Consider the following 15479-nt stretch of genomic DNA (forward strand, 5'->3'; position numbering starts at 1 on the left):
CTCTACTCCGTTGTTTGTTCTTTTAAATGCGAATAACTCACAGGATCGAGAGAAGTGGGCAGGTTCGTCCATTCGGGACCATCGGCAGCATGGATGCTGCCGCTGAGCTTACATGGACGTATTCACAGCGTGTCCCGGAGGGACGTACCTGCCCGCTTCCCACTCCTAAAGTCACGTCAGCCAAATCCTTGGTATATGCGCTTCCAGCCCCGTAAGGCGCGGCCGCAGGATTTCCCAGGCCTGCTGACACAGGGCCCAGGCTTCGTTTCGTTCGTTGCCGAGATAACGCAACAGCACCACGCCCCGGCGCCGGGTAATCGCCCAGCGGTGATTCTCGGGCAGAGCCTCGCGCACCGCTTCGATGGCTTCGACTTCGTCTTCCAGCCCCACTGCCCAAAGCGTGGCCTGTACGGTGGCGCCACCCTGCCCCCATTTGCCGGCGAAACGCGGATGGTTGGGGTCAAGGGGCTGGCGCTCCAGCCACAGGGGCTGGCCGTCCATGGTCAGGCGGAATTGCTGTTCCAGGTGGCCAGACACAAACGGCAGGCGGCTGGCCGGGCGACCCAGGGCGAGGATTTCCCAGCCCAGTGTGCGGGCGCCCGTTTTCAATTCGATGGTGGTACTTTGCTCACCCCGGGAACCGTCAAAGGCCAGGGTTTCCTGGGGCAGGTATTCGAGAATGGCGTCTTTAGCCACGGTTAACTTGGTGTGCTGGCCCCAGGCCACGCCGTGGCTGTCAGCCTTGTAGAGCTTGGCGGCGGCGGGGGTGGTCAGCAGGGCGTGGGCACCCTCGCCTACCTCGGCTTCGATGCGCAGAACGTCGCCACTGACCAGACCACCGGGCGGGTGCAGCAGGTACACGTGGCAACAGCCTTCCGGGCCTTCCGGGTAGAACGGGCGCTGAACCCGCAACGGCCCATGATGGTGCCGGCGGGTCAGGCGGGTAACGTTCCGTTCGCCCTCTTCCCGGGCAATAAACCCCAGGGACAGGGACGCGGCCCATTGCCGGTCGGTATCGAAGCGATGGCCCGAATCGTTGGCGGCTTCCTGGTTGCCGATGGGTTGAAACGCGGTCATACGGTCAGGTGTTTTTTGATGAGTTCATCGGACAGCTCGGTAATCTCGCCCTGGGCTACCGGGCGGCCTCGGTCGAGGATCGCAAAGCGGTCGGCGTATTTGCGGGCAAACGGCAGTTTCTGCTCCACCAGCAGCACCGTCAGGCCGTCCTCGTCGATCAGCTTACGGATGACTTCACCGATCTGGGCGACGATGTTGGGCTGAATGCCTTCACCGGGTTCGTCCAGAATCAGCAGGCGGGGTTCAATCACCAGAGCCCGGCCAATGGCCAGTTGCTGTTGCTGGCCGCCCGAGAGGTCACCGCCGCGGCGGTTTTTCATTTCTTTGAGCACGGGAAAGAGTTCGTACACCCGCTCCGGGATTTTCTTGCTGCCGTCGGCGCGAACCGCCAGGCCGGTGCGCAGGTTTTCTTCCACAGTCAGCAACGGGAATATCTGCCGGCCCTGGGGTACGTAGCCGATGCCTAGGCGCGGGCGGTCTTCCATTTTGCGGTTGGTGAGTTCCACATCCTGGGCGAATTCGATGGAGCCGCTTTTCGGGGTTTCTTCACCCATGATGCATTTCATCAGGGTGGTCTTGCCCACTCCATTCCGGCCCATCACGCAGGTGCATTTGCCCTGGGGCACATCCAGATACAGATCCCAGAGGGTATGGCTTTCGCCGTAGAAATGGTTTAACTGGTCGATCTTCAGCATCAGGCTTCCTCCCCCAGATACACCTTGACGACTTCCGGGTCATTGGAGACCTGATCCATGGTGCCTTCCGCCAGCACACTGCCCTGGTGCAACACCGTCACCTTACGGGCGATGGAGCGGACGAAGCCCATGTCGTGCTCAACCACCACCACCGATTGCTTGCCGGCCAAGCTGGTGAGCAGTTCGGCAGTGCGTTCCATTTCCTGTTCGGTCATACCCGCCACCGGCTCGTCCACCAGCAACAGGCGGGGCTTCTGCATCAGCAGCATGCCGATTTCCAACCACTGTTTCTGGCCGTGGGAGAGAATGCCTGCTTCACGATCACGCAGCGGAGCCAGCCCAATCAGGGTCAGCACTTCGTCGATGCGATCACGCTGTTCGCCGGCCAGCTTCGAGGTGAGTGTCGGTAGTACCCGTTTGTCGGTAGCCATCGCCAGTTCAAGGTTTTCGAACACGGTGAGGGCTTCGAACACGGTAGGCTTCTGGAATTTGCGGCCGATGCCGAGGCTGGCGATGTCCGGCTCGTTCATCCTGAGCAGGTTATGACGACTGCCAAACCAGACTGAGCCAGTATCCGGGCGGGTTTTACCGGTGATGATGTCCATCATGGTGGTTTTGCCCGCGCCGTTGGGGCCGATAATGCAGCGCAGTTCGCCGTCGTCGATGGTGAGGTTCAGGTTATTGATGGCCTTGAAGCCATCGAAACTGACGCTGACGTCTTCCAGGTACAGAATGCCGCCATGCCGGACGTCCACCGGGGAATGCTCTGGCACCAGGAATTCGAACACCCGGTCCCGGTTGGTCATTTCCTGGAAAATACTCATGCGGTGGCCTCCTGCGCTGCGCCTGACGCATCCTTATCGTCGCTGTCATCCCGGCGGTCTGCTTTCTTTCGTTTGCTGAGCAGACCCGCAATACCTTTGGGCAGGAACACGGTCACGAGCACAAACAACCCGCCCAGGGCGAACAGCCAAGCATCCGGCATGACTCCAGTAAAGACGGTCTTGGCGTAGTTCACCAGCAACGCGCCGATCACCGCACCATACAGCGTTGCCCGGCCACCCAACGCGACCCACACCACAATCTCAATGGAGAACAGGGGCGAGAACTCGCTCGGGTTGATAATGCCCACCTGAGGCACGTACAGGGCACCGGCCACACCCGCCAGCATCGCGGAGATGACAAACACGAACAGCTGCACCCGCTCGACCCGGTAGCCGAGGAAGCGGGTTCTGGCTTCGGCATCCCGGCAGGCGACACTGACTCGCCCCAGCTTGCTGGTGACGATGGCGCGGCAGATCACGTAACCGATGGCGAGGGCGATACCGCTTGCGATGAACAAGCCGAGCCGCGTGGCGTTGGTGCGCAGGTCAAAGCCGAGGATGTCTTTGAAGTCGGTCAGGCCGTTGTTGCCGCCAAAGCCCATTTCGTTGCGGAAGAAGGCCAGCATCAGGGCAAAGGTGAGCGCCTGGGTGATGATGGAGAGATACACCCCGGTGACCCGGGAGCGGAAGGCCAGGAAGCCGAACACCAGCGCCAGCAGGCCCGGGGCCAGCAGCACCATGATGAAGGCGAACCAGGCCATGTCGAAGCCGTGCCAGTACCAGGGCAACTCCTGCCAGTTCAGGAACACCATGAAGTCCGGCAGGATCGGATCGCCGTACACGCCCCGGTCGCCGATCTGGCGCATCAGGTACATGCCCATGGCGTAGCCGCCGAGGGCGAAGAAGGCACCGTGCCCCAGGCTGAGGATACCCAGGTAACCCCAGACCAGATCCACCGCCACCGCCAGCAGCGCGTAGCAGAGGTATTTACCCAACAGCGTGACGGTGTAGGAGCTGACGTACAGGGCGCTGTCCTTGGGCATGGTGAGGTGCAGCACCGTCACCACCGCCAGCGCTGCGAACAGAACGCCAAGGAAGATTTGCGTGGAGCGTTCCTGGAAAGGTTTAGTTAGCCACATAGCGGTGTCCCTTCTGGCTAATTATTTGATTCGCTGAGCCTCTGGGCACCTTGAGAGCAAGGCGCAGGGGCGAAGATTTGGTGGTTCCAAATCGAGACATTGCAACGCCGCTATCGAGGTGCACAGTGGCTCCCGCTAGCGCCTCGCAGTGGATTAAATAATTGGCTAGATGGGACACCTTATCCCTCCGCCGCACGGCCTTTCTGGGGAAAGAGTCCCCGGGGCCGCTTCTGGATGAACAGGATGATCAGGACCAGCACCATAATCTTGGCCAGCACGGCGCCCGCCCAGGGCTCCAGCAGCTGGTTGATGGTGCCCAGGGAAAGGCCCGCCAGCAAGGTGCCCCACAGGTTTCCGACACCGCCGAACACCACCACCATGAACGAATCGATGATGTAGCTCTGGCCCAGGTTCGGGCCGACGTTGGTGATCTGCGACAGCGCCACGCCTGCCAATCCGGCGACGCCAGAACCCAGTCCGAAGGTCAGGATGTCCACGCGGGTGGCGCGGATGCCCATAGACCGAGCCATAGCCCGATTCTGGGTGACGGCCCGCACTTCCAGGCCGAGGCGGGTTTTACGCATGATCAGCATCAGGCCGGCGAATACCACCAGCGCAAAGCCAATGACGTACATGCGGTTGAGGGTCAGGGACAGGGCTTCGTTGATCATCACCGAACCGCTCATCCAGTCGGGGGTGACCACGGTGCGGTTGAGCGGGGAAATCACGGTGCGGACAAGCTGCTGCAGGATCAGGCTAATGCCGAATGTCGCCAGCAGGGTTTCCAGCGGGCGGCCTTTGAGATGCTGGATCACCGACCGTTCGATGGCGATGCCAGCCATGGCCGCCACCAGGAAACCGGCGGGAATCGACAGAATCAGCGCAAGGCCCGGCTGGCCCGGCAACAGTTGCTGCATGCCCCAGGTGGTGTAGGCTCCCAGCATGATGAGTTCGCCGTGGGCCATATTGATCACGCCCATGACCCCGAAGGTAATAGCCAGGCCGATGGCCGCCAGCACCAGCACCGAACCCAGCGACAGACCGAAATACAGGGTTTCGGCCGCCCGGTTCAGTTTGAGTTTCTGTTCGATACTTTTCAGCGCGATCTTAGCCGCTGAAACCAGCTGCGGGTCGTCGCTGCGTGTGGCCTGCTGCAGCGCCGCTCGGGCCTCGGAGTTGAGGCTGCCGGACAATACCGCCACAGCGGCCACGTCGCCCAGCTCTTCCACCTGATAGATGGCCAGTGCTTCTGTCAGCGCCGCCTGAACCGATCCACTCTCTTCAGCTTCGATCAGCTCCGGAAGGCGCTCGGCCAGGGAGCCGTCCACGCTGCCTTTAAGGGCGCGGGCGGCGGATAAACGTTTGCCCTTGTCGGGACTTTTCAGGTCAATGACTGACAGGATGCCTTCCAGCTCATTCCGCAGTGAGTTATTGACCCGAATGGTGTCGATGTCGCGGCGGGACAATTCACCCAGATTCTCGCCGGTCAGGGCGCTGGCGACGGTCCAGTTCCGGCCACGATTCTTGAGAACGATGATGAAGTCGCCGCTCGATTCAATGCGGCCCAGTTTGTTGGCCGCGAAGGCTTCAAGCCAGCCTCGGGCACGCTCATCGCCGCTGCCGGCGATTTGATTGATCACGTCCTTTTTAGCGGCGAAGGAGGATTCCGCCAGTTGCGTCAGCAGCTGCTGGGCCTCCGAATCCTCCACTTGCGCGGAAACCAGACCGGGAGCGAATAAGAACCAGACAAGCAGAAGCTGACTGAGCCATCGGATGATGCCCATGGGTTGCGTCCTGTCCATGAGAGTTGGAGGGGCTGAGTTGCGAACGGGGCCAAAGCCCCGCCCGCAGTCAGGTCAGGCTTCGGCTATTAGTTGGAAGCAACGTCAGCCTTGCCGCCACAAGTGCCGGTAACCACATTGAAGTTTCCGCACTCGAGAGGCTTGCGCCAGTCACTGATCAGGTCCTTGGAGTCTGGCAGGAAGTCAGACCAGGCATCGCCGGCAACGGTGGATGGAGTTTCCCAGACGACGGAGAACTGACCGTTATCCTGAATCTCACCAATCAGCACCGGCTTGGTGATGTGGTGGTTCGGCATCATGGTGGCGTAACCACCGGTCAGGTTCGGTACGGCAACACCGATGATGGCGTCTTTCACCGCGTCTACGTCTGCAGTACCGGCCTTCTTGACCGCTTCGATGTACATGTTGAAGCCGATGTAGTGCGCTTCCATCGGGTCGTTGGTCACGGCGTCCTCTTTGCCGGTGTAATCAACCCAGGCATCGATGAAGTCGTAGTTGGCATCCGCATCCACGCTCATGAAGTAGTTCCAGGCGGCCAGGTGCCCCACCAGAGGACCGGTATCGATACCGGACAGCTCCTGCTCGCCTACCGAGAACGCAACAACCGGGATGTCAGCGGCGTCGATGCCCTGGTTACCCAGTTCGCGGTAGAAAGGCACGTTGGCGTCACCGTTGATGGTAGACACCACCGCAGTCTTCTTGCCGGCGCTACCGAACTTCTTGATGTCGGACACGATGGACTGCCAGTTGGAGTGACCGAACGGCGTGTAGTTGATCATGATGTCGTCCGCGGCCACGCCCTTGTCCTTCAGGTAGGTCTCAAGGATCTTGTTGGTGGTACGTGGGTAGACGTAGTCGGTACCGGCCAGCACCCAGCGCTCAACGCCGATATCGTTCATCAGGTAATCCACGGCAGGAATGGCTTGCTGGTTGGGCGCGGCACCGGTGTAAAACACATTTTCGGAGGATTCTTCACCCTCGTACTGAACCGGGTAGAACAGCAGGCCGTTCAGCTCTTCAACCACAGGAAGAACGGACTTGCGAGATACAGACGTCCAGTTACCGAAGATAACGTCTACTTCTTCTTTTTCCAGCAATTCACGGGCTTTCTCGGCGAACAGCGGCCAGTTGGAGGCCGGGTCTACAACGACCGGCTCAAGCTGACGTCCCAGAACACCACCAGCTTCGTTCTGTTTTTCGATCAGCATCAGCATGGTGTCCTTCAATGTGGACTCACTGATGGCCATGGTGCCTGACAGGGAGTGCAGAATACCCACCTTGATGGGATCTTCAGCAGCAACAGAGTGCATAGACACTGACAGAGCCAGTGCCGAGAGACCTACCTTCACGTGTTTTTTGATGTTCATTGTGCGTCATCCTTCCAGTGGTTGTCGTGAGATTGTTAGTTCTTCTTTAACGCACACCGAAGACTGCATTAGCCGTTCCACATTTAAAATTTCACATTAATTTTCATAAGCTTAACTGGTATACAAGGCTGTATTCACCGCCTCAGAACCATTTTCCATACCCTGTAGCGCACCAAAACCGGATAAAAAGTAACCGCATGCGCCCTATTGGTGCGCCAGTATTCTGCCTGCCCCATCACCAATCCTGTAAACCAATGAAAAACATAGAGATAAAACACAAATCACTGGTGGCATGAGCTTTGCGGACCGAAGGTAGAGATCCAGTCAGCTCGCCCAATCACGACCTCACGTCACGGAGAAACCGTGCAATGCCAAATGACACGGACGCAAGAAGGGGCAGTATGTCGGAGCAGGTCTATGACGGCCTGAAAGCTGATTTCTTCGCTTTTCGGCTGATGCCAGGGGACCGGTTCAGTGAAGGCGAAGTGGCCACCCGACTGCATGCCAGCCGAACGCCGGTGCGGGAAGCCCTGTACCGGCTTCAGCGGGAAGGCTACGTTGAGGTGTTGTTCCGGAGTGGCTGGCGGGTCAGGCCATTCGACCCGCAGCAACTGGACGAACTGTTCGAACTGAGGCTCACCATCGAACTGGCGGCGCTGGAAAAACTCTGCTCTGGGCCGAAGATGGGCACGCCACTCCGCGCACTGCTGCGGTTTCATGCCCACACAACGGCTTCCGAACGACCCGGACCTGACGGACGGCCGGACACCTGCTTTCACCGCGCACTGGTCACGTCAGCGGGTAACCGGGAAATGATCCGTATTCACGGCGAAGTCACGGAGCGGTTGCGCCTGGCACTCACCCTTGGGCTGAGTCAGTGCGGCGACACCAGCGACCGGACCACGACTCATTCCGATATTCTCTCTGCCCTGCTCAACAGGGATACCGAGCTTGCCCGAACACGCCTGACCCAACACATCCGCGACGCGCAAAGGCGGGTTCAGGAGACTTTCAAAACAAACGATTCCAGAAACTCCGCTGAGCCACCGCTTCAGAACGAATCCCGCTGGAGAGCCCGAAAATACTGAACTCCCGTTCATTTTTGGTACGCAGTATCACCTACAAAACCGTAGGAAATATCGCACAACGCCCCAAGCGTTTTTCCGATGCTGCGCGGGTAATTGCCAGGACTAGAATGGAAAGCGTCAAGGATGACACGCCAGCAAGGAACGTTGGCTCAAGGATGAGAGTTCCAGGTACTGGAGCCGCCCCATGGACCGGGGTTACAGGGAAGATAGCAAGGATGAAGTGCTCAGGACGAGCGCACGCCTGAAGGACCAGGCAGGGGTCAGCCACGGGGCGCAGGATCACACGGATGATGATCCTGCCCGTGCACCCTCCCCACCAAGAGCACTTTCCCGCACCGGCCTTCCGGAACACCAGACTAAAGACGATCTCAACCAGCACTCGAGCACATCGCCCGGTCGTGCGTCCTGACTTCACTCTCAACCCTTAATGATGACAGGAACGTCCGATCATGAAACGCTTACCCATTCTCGCCACTCTGGTTCTGCTACTCAGCCTGCTGACTTCGTTTGCCCACGCCAATCCGGCGGCCATCAATATCAACACCGCCGACGTCGCCACCCTGGTGGAACTGAACGGCATCGGCCCCAGCAAGGCGGAAGCCATCGTGGCCTATCGTGAAGCCAACGGTCCATTCTCCAGCCCTGAAGAGCTTGCAAAAGTGAAAGGCATTGGCGAGCGGACGCTTGAGAAGAATGCGGATCTGATTACTGTGGAGTCAGCTGAGTAACTGCTTCTCGGGGCAGTGCCACGGGTGCTGCCCCGGTTCCCCTCTGACCTGAAATAACCCCCTAACCGAAAGTCGCCTGGCAACACACCGATCCCCACCCTATCATTGATTGAAAACTCTCAGTGACTCAAGCGGTTGTGCCATGGCTGATCCCATCAAGGTTTACCCTTCCAGGCCGGAAAAGGTCTATTTTTTCGGAACCTGCCTGATCGATATGTTCTATCCGGACGCCGGTATGGCCGGCATCCAGCTTCTGGAGCGCGAAGGTATCGAGGTTATCTTCCCACAGGACCAGACCTGTTGTGGGCAGCCCGCGTTCACGTCCGGCTATCACGACGAAGCCCGCAGCGTGGCACGAGCGCAACTGGAGCTTTTTCCCGAAGACTGGCCCATTGTCGTGCCGTCCGGCTCCTGTGGCGGCATGATACGCAAACACTACCCTGACCTGTTCAAGGACACCCCGGATGAACTCAAGGCCGCCGAAGTGGCCGGCCGGGTCTGGGAATTGACCGACTTTCTTCTGAATGTCTGCCATGTCAAGCTGGACGACCTTGGAGAACCCACCACTGTGGCCATGCACACCTCCTGTTCCGCCCGTCGGGAAATGGGTGTTGCCGAGGTCGGGCCCGCACTGCTTGGGCAACTGAACAACGTCACGCTGGTGGAGCAGGTACGGGCCGAAGAGTGCTGTGGTTTCGGCGGTACCTTCGCGGTTCGGCACCCGGAGATCTCCGGCGCCATGGTGGAGGAAAAGGTCGAAGCGCTGGTTGATACCGGTGCCCGAGCCTTTGTCACCACCGACTGCGGCTGCTTGATGAATATCAACGGCTTTGCGGAAAAGAACCGACACCCTATCGCGGGTAAGCACATCCTCAGTTTTCTCTGGGAGCGCACGAACGAGAACAAAGGAGGCGGGCTATGAGCGAGGCCACCCAGCACCCGCACATCGATGTAAAGGAATTTCACCCCAGAGCCCACGAGGCCTTGCATAACCCGCAGATTCGCCAGAACTTCCGCAAGGCGATGGATGGCCTGATGTCCAAACGCAAGGCCGCGTTTGAAGGCTGGGATCTGGAAACTCTGAGAGAACTCGGTGCCAACGTGCGCCTGCGGGCACTGGCCAATTTGCCGGACCTGCTGGAACAGCTGGAGCAGAAGCTGACAGAGAACGGTATTAAGGTGCACTGGGCCCTGGATGGCGATGAAGCCTGCCGCATCGTCCGGGATATCTGCGTTGCGCGGGACGCCAAGACTGTCATCAAGGGTAAATCCATGGTGTCCGAGGAAATGGAACTCAACCATTTTCTGGAACGCGAGGGCATCGAAGCGCTGGAGTCGGATCTGGGTGAGTACATCGTTCAGCTGGCGAACGAAACACCGTCCCATATCATCATGCCGGCCATCCACAAGAACACCGGGGAAATCTCCGAACTCATGCATGAGAAGACGGGCACCGATCTGTCTCATGATGTCGAGTACCTGACCGCGGCGGCCCGTCAGCAGCTGCGCGAGAAATTCATGAATGCCGACGTCGGCGTTTCCGGCGTGAACTTCGCGGTAGCGGAAACCGGCACCCTGTGCCTGGTGGAGAACGAGGGCAATGGCCGGATGACCACCACGGTGCCGCGCTGCCACATCGCCGTGACCGGCATCGAAAAGGTGGTGCCCAATCTGGAGGACGTCTCCGCCCTGCTGGCCCTGTTGACCCGCTCCGCGACCGGGCAGCACATTACCACCTACTTCAACATGATTTCCGGGCCCCGAAAGGCCGATGAGCTCGATGGCCCGGAAGAGGTGCACCTGGTGCTGGTGGATAACGGTCGCTCCTCTATCTATCAGGACGACGAACTGCTCGATACCCTGCGCTGCATCCGCTGCGGGGCCTGCATGAATCATTGTCCGGTCTACACCCGGGTCGGCGGGCATACTTATGGCACCACCTACCCTGGCCCCATCGGCAAGATTCTGATGCCACACCTGATCGGCCTTGATGAAGGCCGGCATCTACCCAGCGCCTCCAGCCTGTGCGGAGCATGCGGTGAAGTCTGCCCGGTGAAAATTCCAATCCCGGATTTGCTGGTGCGCCTGCGGCGGGAATCCGTCGATGGCGACAAACTGCACCCGGCCAAGGTACGAGGGCACGGATCCAAACGGACACCGCTGGAAGCCGCAATCTGGAAGTGCTGGAGCTGGATGCACAGCCGCCCGGGCCTCTACCGTACGGGCACCCGTCTGGCCTCCCGTTTCCGGAAACTGCAACCGGGACGCGCCGGTGCCTGGACCGATTTCCGCACGGCCCCCAAACTGGCGGGCAAAACCCTCCATGAACAACTCAGGGAGCGCGGCAAGTGAGTTCACGAGAGACGATCCTGCAACGCCTGAGAAACCGAACCGGCGGCGAATTGGTGGCCCCCGTCAGCGACTTTTCCGTTCTGGAGAGGCCGAACTGGAGCACCGAGGAGCGCATCGAACGCTTCGAAAGAACCATCGAATCGGTGCATGGTGAGGTGCACCGATGCACACGGGAAAACTGGATTGACCGGGTGGCAGAAATCCTGTCAGCACGAAAGGCCCGCAACCTGCTCATTTCCAGCCAGCACCAGATCGGCCGGGAGTTGCGCGCCGTGGCAGAACGGGACGACCTGCCCAACCTGCTGATCTATGACGAACCCATTGATAGCTGGCAGCCTGCGCTGTTCAACGACGTGGACGCCGGCATCACCTCCACCCGCGGTGGCATTGCCGAGACCGGTTCGCTGATTCTGTGGCCCACGCCGGATGAACCTCGCCTGATGAGTCTGGTGCCGCCCATTCACATTGCCGTGCTGGAGGCCAGCAAACTCTATACAACCCTGTACGAAGCCATGCATGCCCAAAACTGGAAAACGGGCATGCCAACCAACGCTCTGCTAATATCCGGCCCTTCGAAAACGGCGGACATCGAGCAGACGCTCGCTTACGGTGTTCATGGCCCCAAAGAGCTGATTGTGTTGGTTATTGAATGATTCAAGGCGCCCTGCTGATTGCCCTGGCAGCCCTGCTCTGGGCAACCACTGGCATCGTCGCAAAATTCCTGTTCACCGGCACCGAGCTGCAGCCCATCACGTTGGGTTTTCTCCGGCTGGTGGTGGCTCTGCCATTTTTCTGGCTGCTGATGCAGCGGGAGCGAAAACGCCTGGCTGCCACATCCGGCGCATCCCACAGCCCGACTCTAAAGACCCTTTTGCCCTTGGCTGCGCTCGGGCTGTTCCAAGCGTTCTACCAGAGCAGCTACCTGCTGGCTGTTGATCTTACGGGTGCCGGAATAGCCACGCTTATCGCCCTGTGCCTGCCGCCCGTGCTGGTTGCCATACTGGCGGCCCCATTGCTGGGCGAGAAACCAGGCTTACTCACCATCCTTTCTCTGATGGCTGCGATTGCCGGCACAGCCATGCTGGTGCTCAGCGATATGGAAACCACTGGCTCCCTGCGCCTGGCCGGTATTCTGATGGCTCTGTTGGCGGCCGCGGTCTATACCGGCTTTACCCTGACCAGTCGCTACAGTGCCGCTGGTACACCCGCCTTTACCACGGCATTCTTCTGCTTTGCGACCGCATCACTCATTCTGTTGCCGGTGGTCGCCGGTACCGGCGGGTTTGACGGCCTCAACACCCTGGGCCTGCATCATTGGCTGATGGTGGTCTACATCGGCATCGTTCCGACCTGCATCGGCTACGTCAGTTTCTTTTCCGGCATGAGAACCACCCCGGCCACTCTGTCCAGCATCATTGTCACGCTGGAACCACTGTTCGTGGCGCTCATGGCTTGGGTATTCCTGAGTGAAGTGCTGGGGCCGACCGGGCTGGCCGGCGCCCTGATTCTGACGGTGGCGGTAATTGTTGCCTCACGCTATGGCAACAGTCCCGGCACCCGCAGCAATGCCGATGCCGGAAACAAAGCCAGGGAGGCTTAGCTATCCTTACTCTGCTTCTGCATCATGTTCGGCTGGAGGATTTCGATCCAGTAGCCGTCTGGGTCCCTGATAAACGCCAGCCCCCTCATCTTTCCATCATCGGGTTTCTTCACAAACTCAACGCCGAGTTCTTCAAAGCGCTCGCACGCAGCATACACATCCGGCACGGCGATACCGATATGGCCGAAGCCCTGCGGCTCGTCGTTGCCATTATGGTAGCTGAAGTCATTATCTTCTTCCGTACCCCAGTTGTGTGTCAGTTCGAGCATAGCTTCACGGCCGAAGGTGTAGGTGGTGCGGTAATCGTCGTCCGTCGGCACCTGCGCGGCCTGGCGGTCATCCAGATAAGCCAGGAAGTAGAGGGAGAACTTCATCTCGGGGAAGTCGAGCTTGCGAACCAGACGCATGCCCAGAACCCGAGTGTAGAAATCCATGGAGCGCTCGGGATCCTTGATGCGCATCATGGTCTGGTTGAAAACGAAACCTTCCGTCTCGGGAACCGGTGCTTCATGCAACCCCGGGGCTTGCTCAAAATGCTTGGGCATGACGTTGTCCCTTTCAAATGAACTTGAGCCTTGTACCTGTGTGCATGACCGGGCAATTTCAAGGGCAAAAAAAGACCCCACGGCCAGAGACGCACCGGTGGGGTCGGAGAGCCGGCTGTTACCCCGGCGGCTTCAGAGACGCTCTTCTGAAGTCTGGAACGATGGTTTCGGCAATCAGGAAGCCAGTTGATGCTCCTCGCCGCGATAATAGGCTTCCACCCTTGGATTCATGATGCGCTTCCACAGCGGTGGGATCATTGCTACCACAATCATCGCGGCGTAGCCGGCGGGTAGCTGGGGCGCAATGTCGTGGTGGCGGAGCACCTGGTACCGACGCTTGGCAAAGGCGTGATGATCACTGTGGCGCTGCAGATGGAACAGGAACACATTGGTCAGGAAGTAATTGCTGTTCCAACTGTGCTCCGGCGTGGTGCGCTCGTAGCGGCCATTGTCCAGCATACGACGGTGCAGGCCGTAGTGTTCGAGGTAATTCACGATCTCCAGCAGGGTAAAGGCGACAAAACTCTGCCCCAGGAAAAAGGCCGCACCCAGCCAGCCAAAGGCGACAGTGAACGCCACACACCCCATCAGGCTGATGCCATACAACCAGATGAGTTCGTTGCGCCAGGACAGGGCCTTGTGACCCTTGCGCTTCAGACGTTCAGCCTCCAGCTTCCAGGCATTGATGAAGTTGCGCACATAGGCTTGCGGCAGGAAGCTGTACAGGGACTGGTTATAGCGTGACGACGAGGCGTCTTCAGGAGTAGACACATGAACATGGTGGCCACGCACGTGTTCCACCTTGAAACCGCCGTAGCAGACCAGCGACAACATAAAGCCGCCAATACGGCTTTCAAGCTTGCTGTCCTTGTGGATCAGCTCGTGAGCCACATTTATACCCAGCCCGCCAACAATACCCACAGACAGCACCCAGCCAATGCCACCCGCCACGCTGAACGTGCCGGAGGCAAGCTCCAGCATGCTCCAGACCAGCAGCACCACGAAAGCGGCAACCCAGCCCAGGGTGACAACCCGGTAGAACAACGCCTTGTTCATGGCCGGGACATCGACGTCTTCATCCGGATTCAGGGAATCCTTGCCAAGAATCATATCCAGCACAGGGATGATGCCAAACACCACCACTGGCACGCCCCAGGAAAACAGGTTCACCAGATCCGTTGCCTGACCGGCGGCCAACAACAGGGGGGGCAGCACCAGAGGAACCATGGCAATCAGGTAACTGAACTTCTTCAATGTCAGCAGCACCTTCCGGCGAGCAGCTTCCGGACTGACGGCTAGTTGTCGGGTACTCATTTCGCTCTCTCCTTGGCAGTCAAACGGCGGCACAGTTGCCGCTTCTGGTTTTTGAATTATTGTCCTACAATACATCAGTCGTCAACATGGCCGGGAGAATTTTTTTGCGTTCTTGAGAACCCTCTTGGAATCAACGCGTTGCAGATTGCCTTTGTAGAGGCTGTGATACACTCATGCGCATATCAACAGAGCCCTACCCGCCTGCGTGGCAGAGCGGAGTGTGGTTTTCACCTGGTCAGAGAACAGCGATGGATTTTCAGGTACCCAACACACTGGCCGAGCAGATAGCCAATTACCTTGCCGAACGAATCATGACCGGCCAGATTCCTCCCGGTAAACGCATTCAGGAGGTGACCCTGGCTGCCGAGCTCAATGTCAGCAGAGCCTCCGTCAAAGAGGCGTTGTACACGCTGGAGCGCTGGCACCTGGTGGATATCACGCCGCGAAAAGGCGCCGCAGCCACACAACTGGATGCCGAACATGCCTCCGAGTTGTACGACGTGTATATGCACCTTCTGATGATGCTGGCTGCCCGGCTGTGCGAACGCTGGCAGGAGTCGGATAAGGTCCTTCTGTTGAAGGCGGTGGAAACCGTTCTGGCAAAAATCCGCCAACCCGACATCCCGACAACGGCCGTCGTCGAAGCCAGCTTCGGTGTCATGGAGGCCTGCTGCCAGGTGGTCAACAACCCCTATCTCACCGAAGCGCTCTCGAACTTCAAGCCAGCGGTCAGCCGCACCTATTTCCTGGGCGCCGACCGCTACCGTCAGGATCTGGAAAAAACCGGCAAATTCTTCGACCAGTTACCCCAGGCCATCCTGGCGCGGGACAGCGCCCGGGCACAGGAACTGATTCGGGAGTTTGCGGAACACCAGAAAGTACTGATCCGACACGCGCTGGCCTGATAAGAGGCATCGTGAGGGCCAACTCCACCCGGCAGAGGTCGTA

General features: G+C 59.1%; 16 protein-coding genes. 8 read left to right on the forward strand and 8 right to left on the reverse strand.

The features are described from left to right. Nucleotides 1–171 precede the first annotated feature (171 nt). The 6 genes from K8I84_RS08465 to urtA form a co-directional block, all read right to left on the reverse strand. On the reverse strand, nt 172–1077 hold the full coding sequence (locus tag K8I84_RS08465; RefSeq protein ID WP_223794306.1) for an urease accessory protein UreD: 906 nt from the start codon (nt 1075–1077) through the stop codon (nt 172–174). Continuing rightward, complete coding sequence (urtE, locus tag K8I84_RS08470) at nt 1074–1772, reverse strand: urea ABC transporter ATP-binding subunit UrtE (RefSeq protein WP_223794307.1); 699 nt, start codon at nt 1770–1772, stop codon at nt 1074–1076. Before urtE ends, K8I84_RS08465 begins: the two co-directional genes overlap by 4 nt. Then, entirely contained in the window at nt 1772–2578 is an 807-nt protein-coding gene (gene urtD, locus K8I84_RS08475; protein ID WP_263283058.1) for an urea ABC transporter ATP-binding protein UrtD, read from the reverse strand. Before urtD ends, urtE begins: the two co-directional genes overlap by 1 nt. Nucleotides 2579–2592: 14 nt before the next feature. Then, entirely contained in the window at nt 2593–3735 is a 1143-nt protein-coding gene (urtC, locus tag K8I84_RS08480; RefSeq protein ID WP_223794309.1) for an urea ABC transporter permease subunit UrtC, read from the reverse strand. A gap of 179 nt (nt 3736–3914) precedes the next feature. Then, complete coding sequence (gene urtB / locus K8I84_RS08485) at nt 3915–5519, reverse strand: urea ABC transporter permease subunit UrtB (protein ID WP_223794310.1); 1605 nt, start codon at nt 5517–5519, stop codon at nt 3915–3917. An 86-nt stretch (nt 5520–5605) separates the two neighbouring features. Then, on the reverse strand, nt 5606–6904 hold the full coding sequence (urtA, locus tag K8I84_RS08490; RefSeq protein ID WP_223794311.1) for an urea ABC transporter substrate-binding protein: 1299 nt from the start codon (nt 6902–6904) through the stop codon (nt 5606–5608). Between the two features lie 368 nt (nt 6905–7272). Here urtA and K8I84_RS08495 point away from each other — a divergent pair, with 368 nt between their 5' ends. The 7 genes from K8I84_RS08495 (at nt 7273) to K8I84_RS08525 (ending at nt 12672) form a co-directional block, all read left to right on the forward strand. Next, entirely contained in the window at nt 7273–7992 is a 720-nt protein-coding gene (locus tag K8I84_RS08495; protein WP_223794312.1) for a GntR family transcriptional regulator, read from the forward strand. 184 nt (nt 7993–8176) lie between these two features. Further along, nucleotides 8177–8401: a hypothetical protein gene (locus K8I84_RS08500; RefSeq protein WP_223794313.1), complete on the forward strand. Its 225-nt coding sequence runs from the start codon at nt 8177–8179 to the stop codon at nt 8399–8401. A 40-nt stretch (nt 8402–8441) separates the two neighbouring features. After that, on the forward strand, nt 8442–8720 hold the full coding sequence (locus K8I84_RS08505) for a ComEA family DNA-binding protein (protein ID WP_223794314.1): 279 nt from the start codon (nt 8442–8444) through the stop codon (nt 8718–8720). Nucleotides 8721–8862: 142 nt separating this feature from the next. Beyond that, nucleotides 8863–9642: a (Fe-S)-binding protein gene (locus K8I84_RS08510; protein WP_223794315.1), complete on the forward strand. Its 780-nt coding sequence runs from the start codon at nt 8863–8865 to the stop codon at nt 9640–9642. Continuing rightward, complete coding sequence (locus K8I84_RS08515) at nt 9639–11072, forward strand: LutB/LldF family L-lactate oxidation iron-sulfur protein (protein WP_223794316.1); 1434 nt, start codon at nt 9639–9641, stop codon at nt 11070–11072. The genes K8I84_RS08510 and K8I84_RS08515 overlap by 4 nt, the downstream gene beginning before the upstream one ends. Then, complete coding sequence (locus tag K8I84_RS08520; protein WP_223794317.1) at nt 11069–11725, forward strand: lactate utilization protein C; 657 nt, start codon at nt 11069–11071, stop codon at nt 11723–11725. The genes K8I84_RS08515 and K8I84_RS08520 overlap by 4 nt, the downstream gene beginning before the upstream one ends. Beyond that, a complete protein-coding gene (locus K8I84_RS08525) occupies nt 11722–12672 on the forward strand; it encodes a DMT family transporter (RefSeq protein ID WP_223794318.1) in 951 nt (316 codons plus the stop codon). The genes K8I84_RS08520 and K8I84_RS08525 overlap by 4 nt, the downstream gene beginning before the upstream one ends. Here the strand turns inward: K8I84_RS08525 and gloA are convergent. Beyond that, nucleotides 12669–13217 carry a lactoylglutathione lyase gene (gloA, locus tag K8I84_RS08530; protein ID WP_223794319.1) on the reverse strand — a complete coding sequence of 183 codons (549 nt, stop codon included), beginning with the start codon at nt 13215–13217 and terminating at the stop codon, nt 12669–12671. The two genes, K8I84_RS08525 and gloA, sit on opposite strands and share 4 nt — an antisense overlap. Nucleotides 13218–13391: 174 nt before the next feature. Next, nucleotides 13392–14531 carry an alkane 1-monooxygenase gene (locus K8I84_RS08535; protein WP_223794320.1) on the reverse strand — a complete coding sequence of 380 codons (1140 nt, stop codon included), beginning with the start codon at nt 14529–14531 and terminating at the stop codon, nt 13392–13394. Nucleotides 14532–14779: 248 nt separating this feature from the next. Between K8I84_RS08535 and K8I84_RS08540 the strand changes: the two genes are divergently transcribed. Further along, nucleotides 14780–15436 (forward strand): GntR family transcriptional regulator, encoded by a 657-nt coding sequence (locus tag K8I84_RS08540; protein ID WP_223794321.1) that lies wholly within the window; start codon nt 14780–14782, stop codon nt 15434–15436. Nucleotides 15437–15479: the final 43 nt, after the last annotated feature.

This window comes from Marinobacter sp. F4216, from assembly GCF_019931195.1.
GTDB lineage: Bacteria > Pseudomonadota > Gammaproteobacteria > Pseudomonadales > Oleiphilaceae > Marinobacter > Marinobacter suaedae.

Excerpts from the sequence above, each read along its gene's own strand:
- K8I84_RS08540 (WP_223794321.1), top strand. The coding sequence starts at position 14,780 with ATGGATTTTCAGGTACCCAACACACTGGCCGAGCAGATAGCCAATTAC.
- K8I84_RS08510 (WP_223794315.1), top strand. The coding sequence starts at position 8,863 with ATGGCTGATCCCATCAAGGTTTACCCTTCCAGGCCGGAAAAGGTCTAT.
- K8I84_RS08505 (WP_223794314.1), top strand. The coding sequence starts at position 8,442 with ATGAAACGCTTACCCATTCTCGCCACTCTGGTTCTGCTACTCAGCCTG.
- gloA (WP_223794319.1), bottom strand. The coding sequence starts at position 13,217 with ATGCCCAAGCATTTTGAGCAAGCCCCGGGGTTGCATGAAGCACCGGTT.
- K8I84_RS08525 (WP_223794318.1), top strand. The coding sequence starts at position 11,722 with ATGATTCAAGGCGCCCTGCTGATTGCCCTGGCAGCCCTGCTCTGGGCA.
- K8I84_RS08500 (WP_223794313.1), top strand. The coding sequence starts at position 8,177 with ATGGACCGGGGTTACAGGGAAGATAGCAAGGATGAAGTGCTCAGGACG.
- K8I84_RS08535 (WP_223794320.1), bottom strand. The coding sequence starts at position 14,531 with ATGAGTACCCGACAACTAGCCGTCAGTCCGGAAGCTGCTCGCCGGAAG.
- urtA (WP_223794311.1), bottom strand. The coding sequence starts at position 6,904 with ATGAACATCAAAAAACACGTGAAGGTAGGTCTCTCGGCACTGGCTCTG.
- K8I84_RS08465 (WP_223794306.1), bottom strand. The coding sequence starts at position 1,077 with ATGACCGCGTTTCAACCCATCGGCAACCAGGAAGCCGCCAACGATTCG.
- urtD (WP_263283058.1), bottom strand. The coding sequence starts at position 2,578 with ATGACCAACCGGGACCGGGTGTTCGAATTCCTGGTGCCAGAGCATTCC.
- urtC (WP_223794309.1), bottom strand. The coding sequence starts at position 3,735 with ATGTGGCTAACTAAACCTTTCCAGGAACGCTCCACGCAAATCTTCCTT.
- K8I84_RS08515 (WP_223794316.1), top strand. The coding sequence starts at position 9,639 with ATGAGCGAGGCCACCCAGCACCCGCACATCGATGTAAAGGAATTTCAC.
- urtE (WP_223794307.1), bottom strand. The coding sequence starts at position 1,772 with ATGCTGAAGATCGACCAGTTAAACCATTTCTACGGCGAAAGCCATACC.
- K8I84_RS08495 (WP_223794312.1), top strand. The coding sequence starts at position 7,273 with ATGCCAAATGACACGGACGCAAGAAGGGGCAGTATGTCGGAGCAGGTC.
- urtB (WP_223794310.1), bottom strand. The coding sequence starts at position 5,519 with ATGGGCATCATCCGATGGCTCAGTCAGCTTCTGCTTGTCTGGTTCTTA.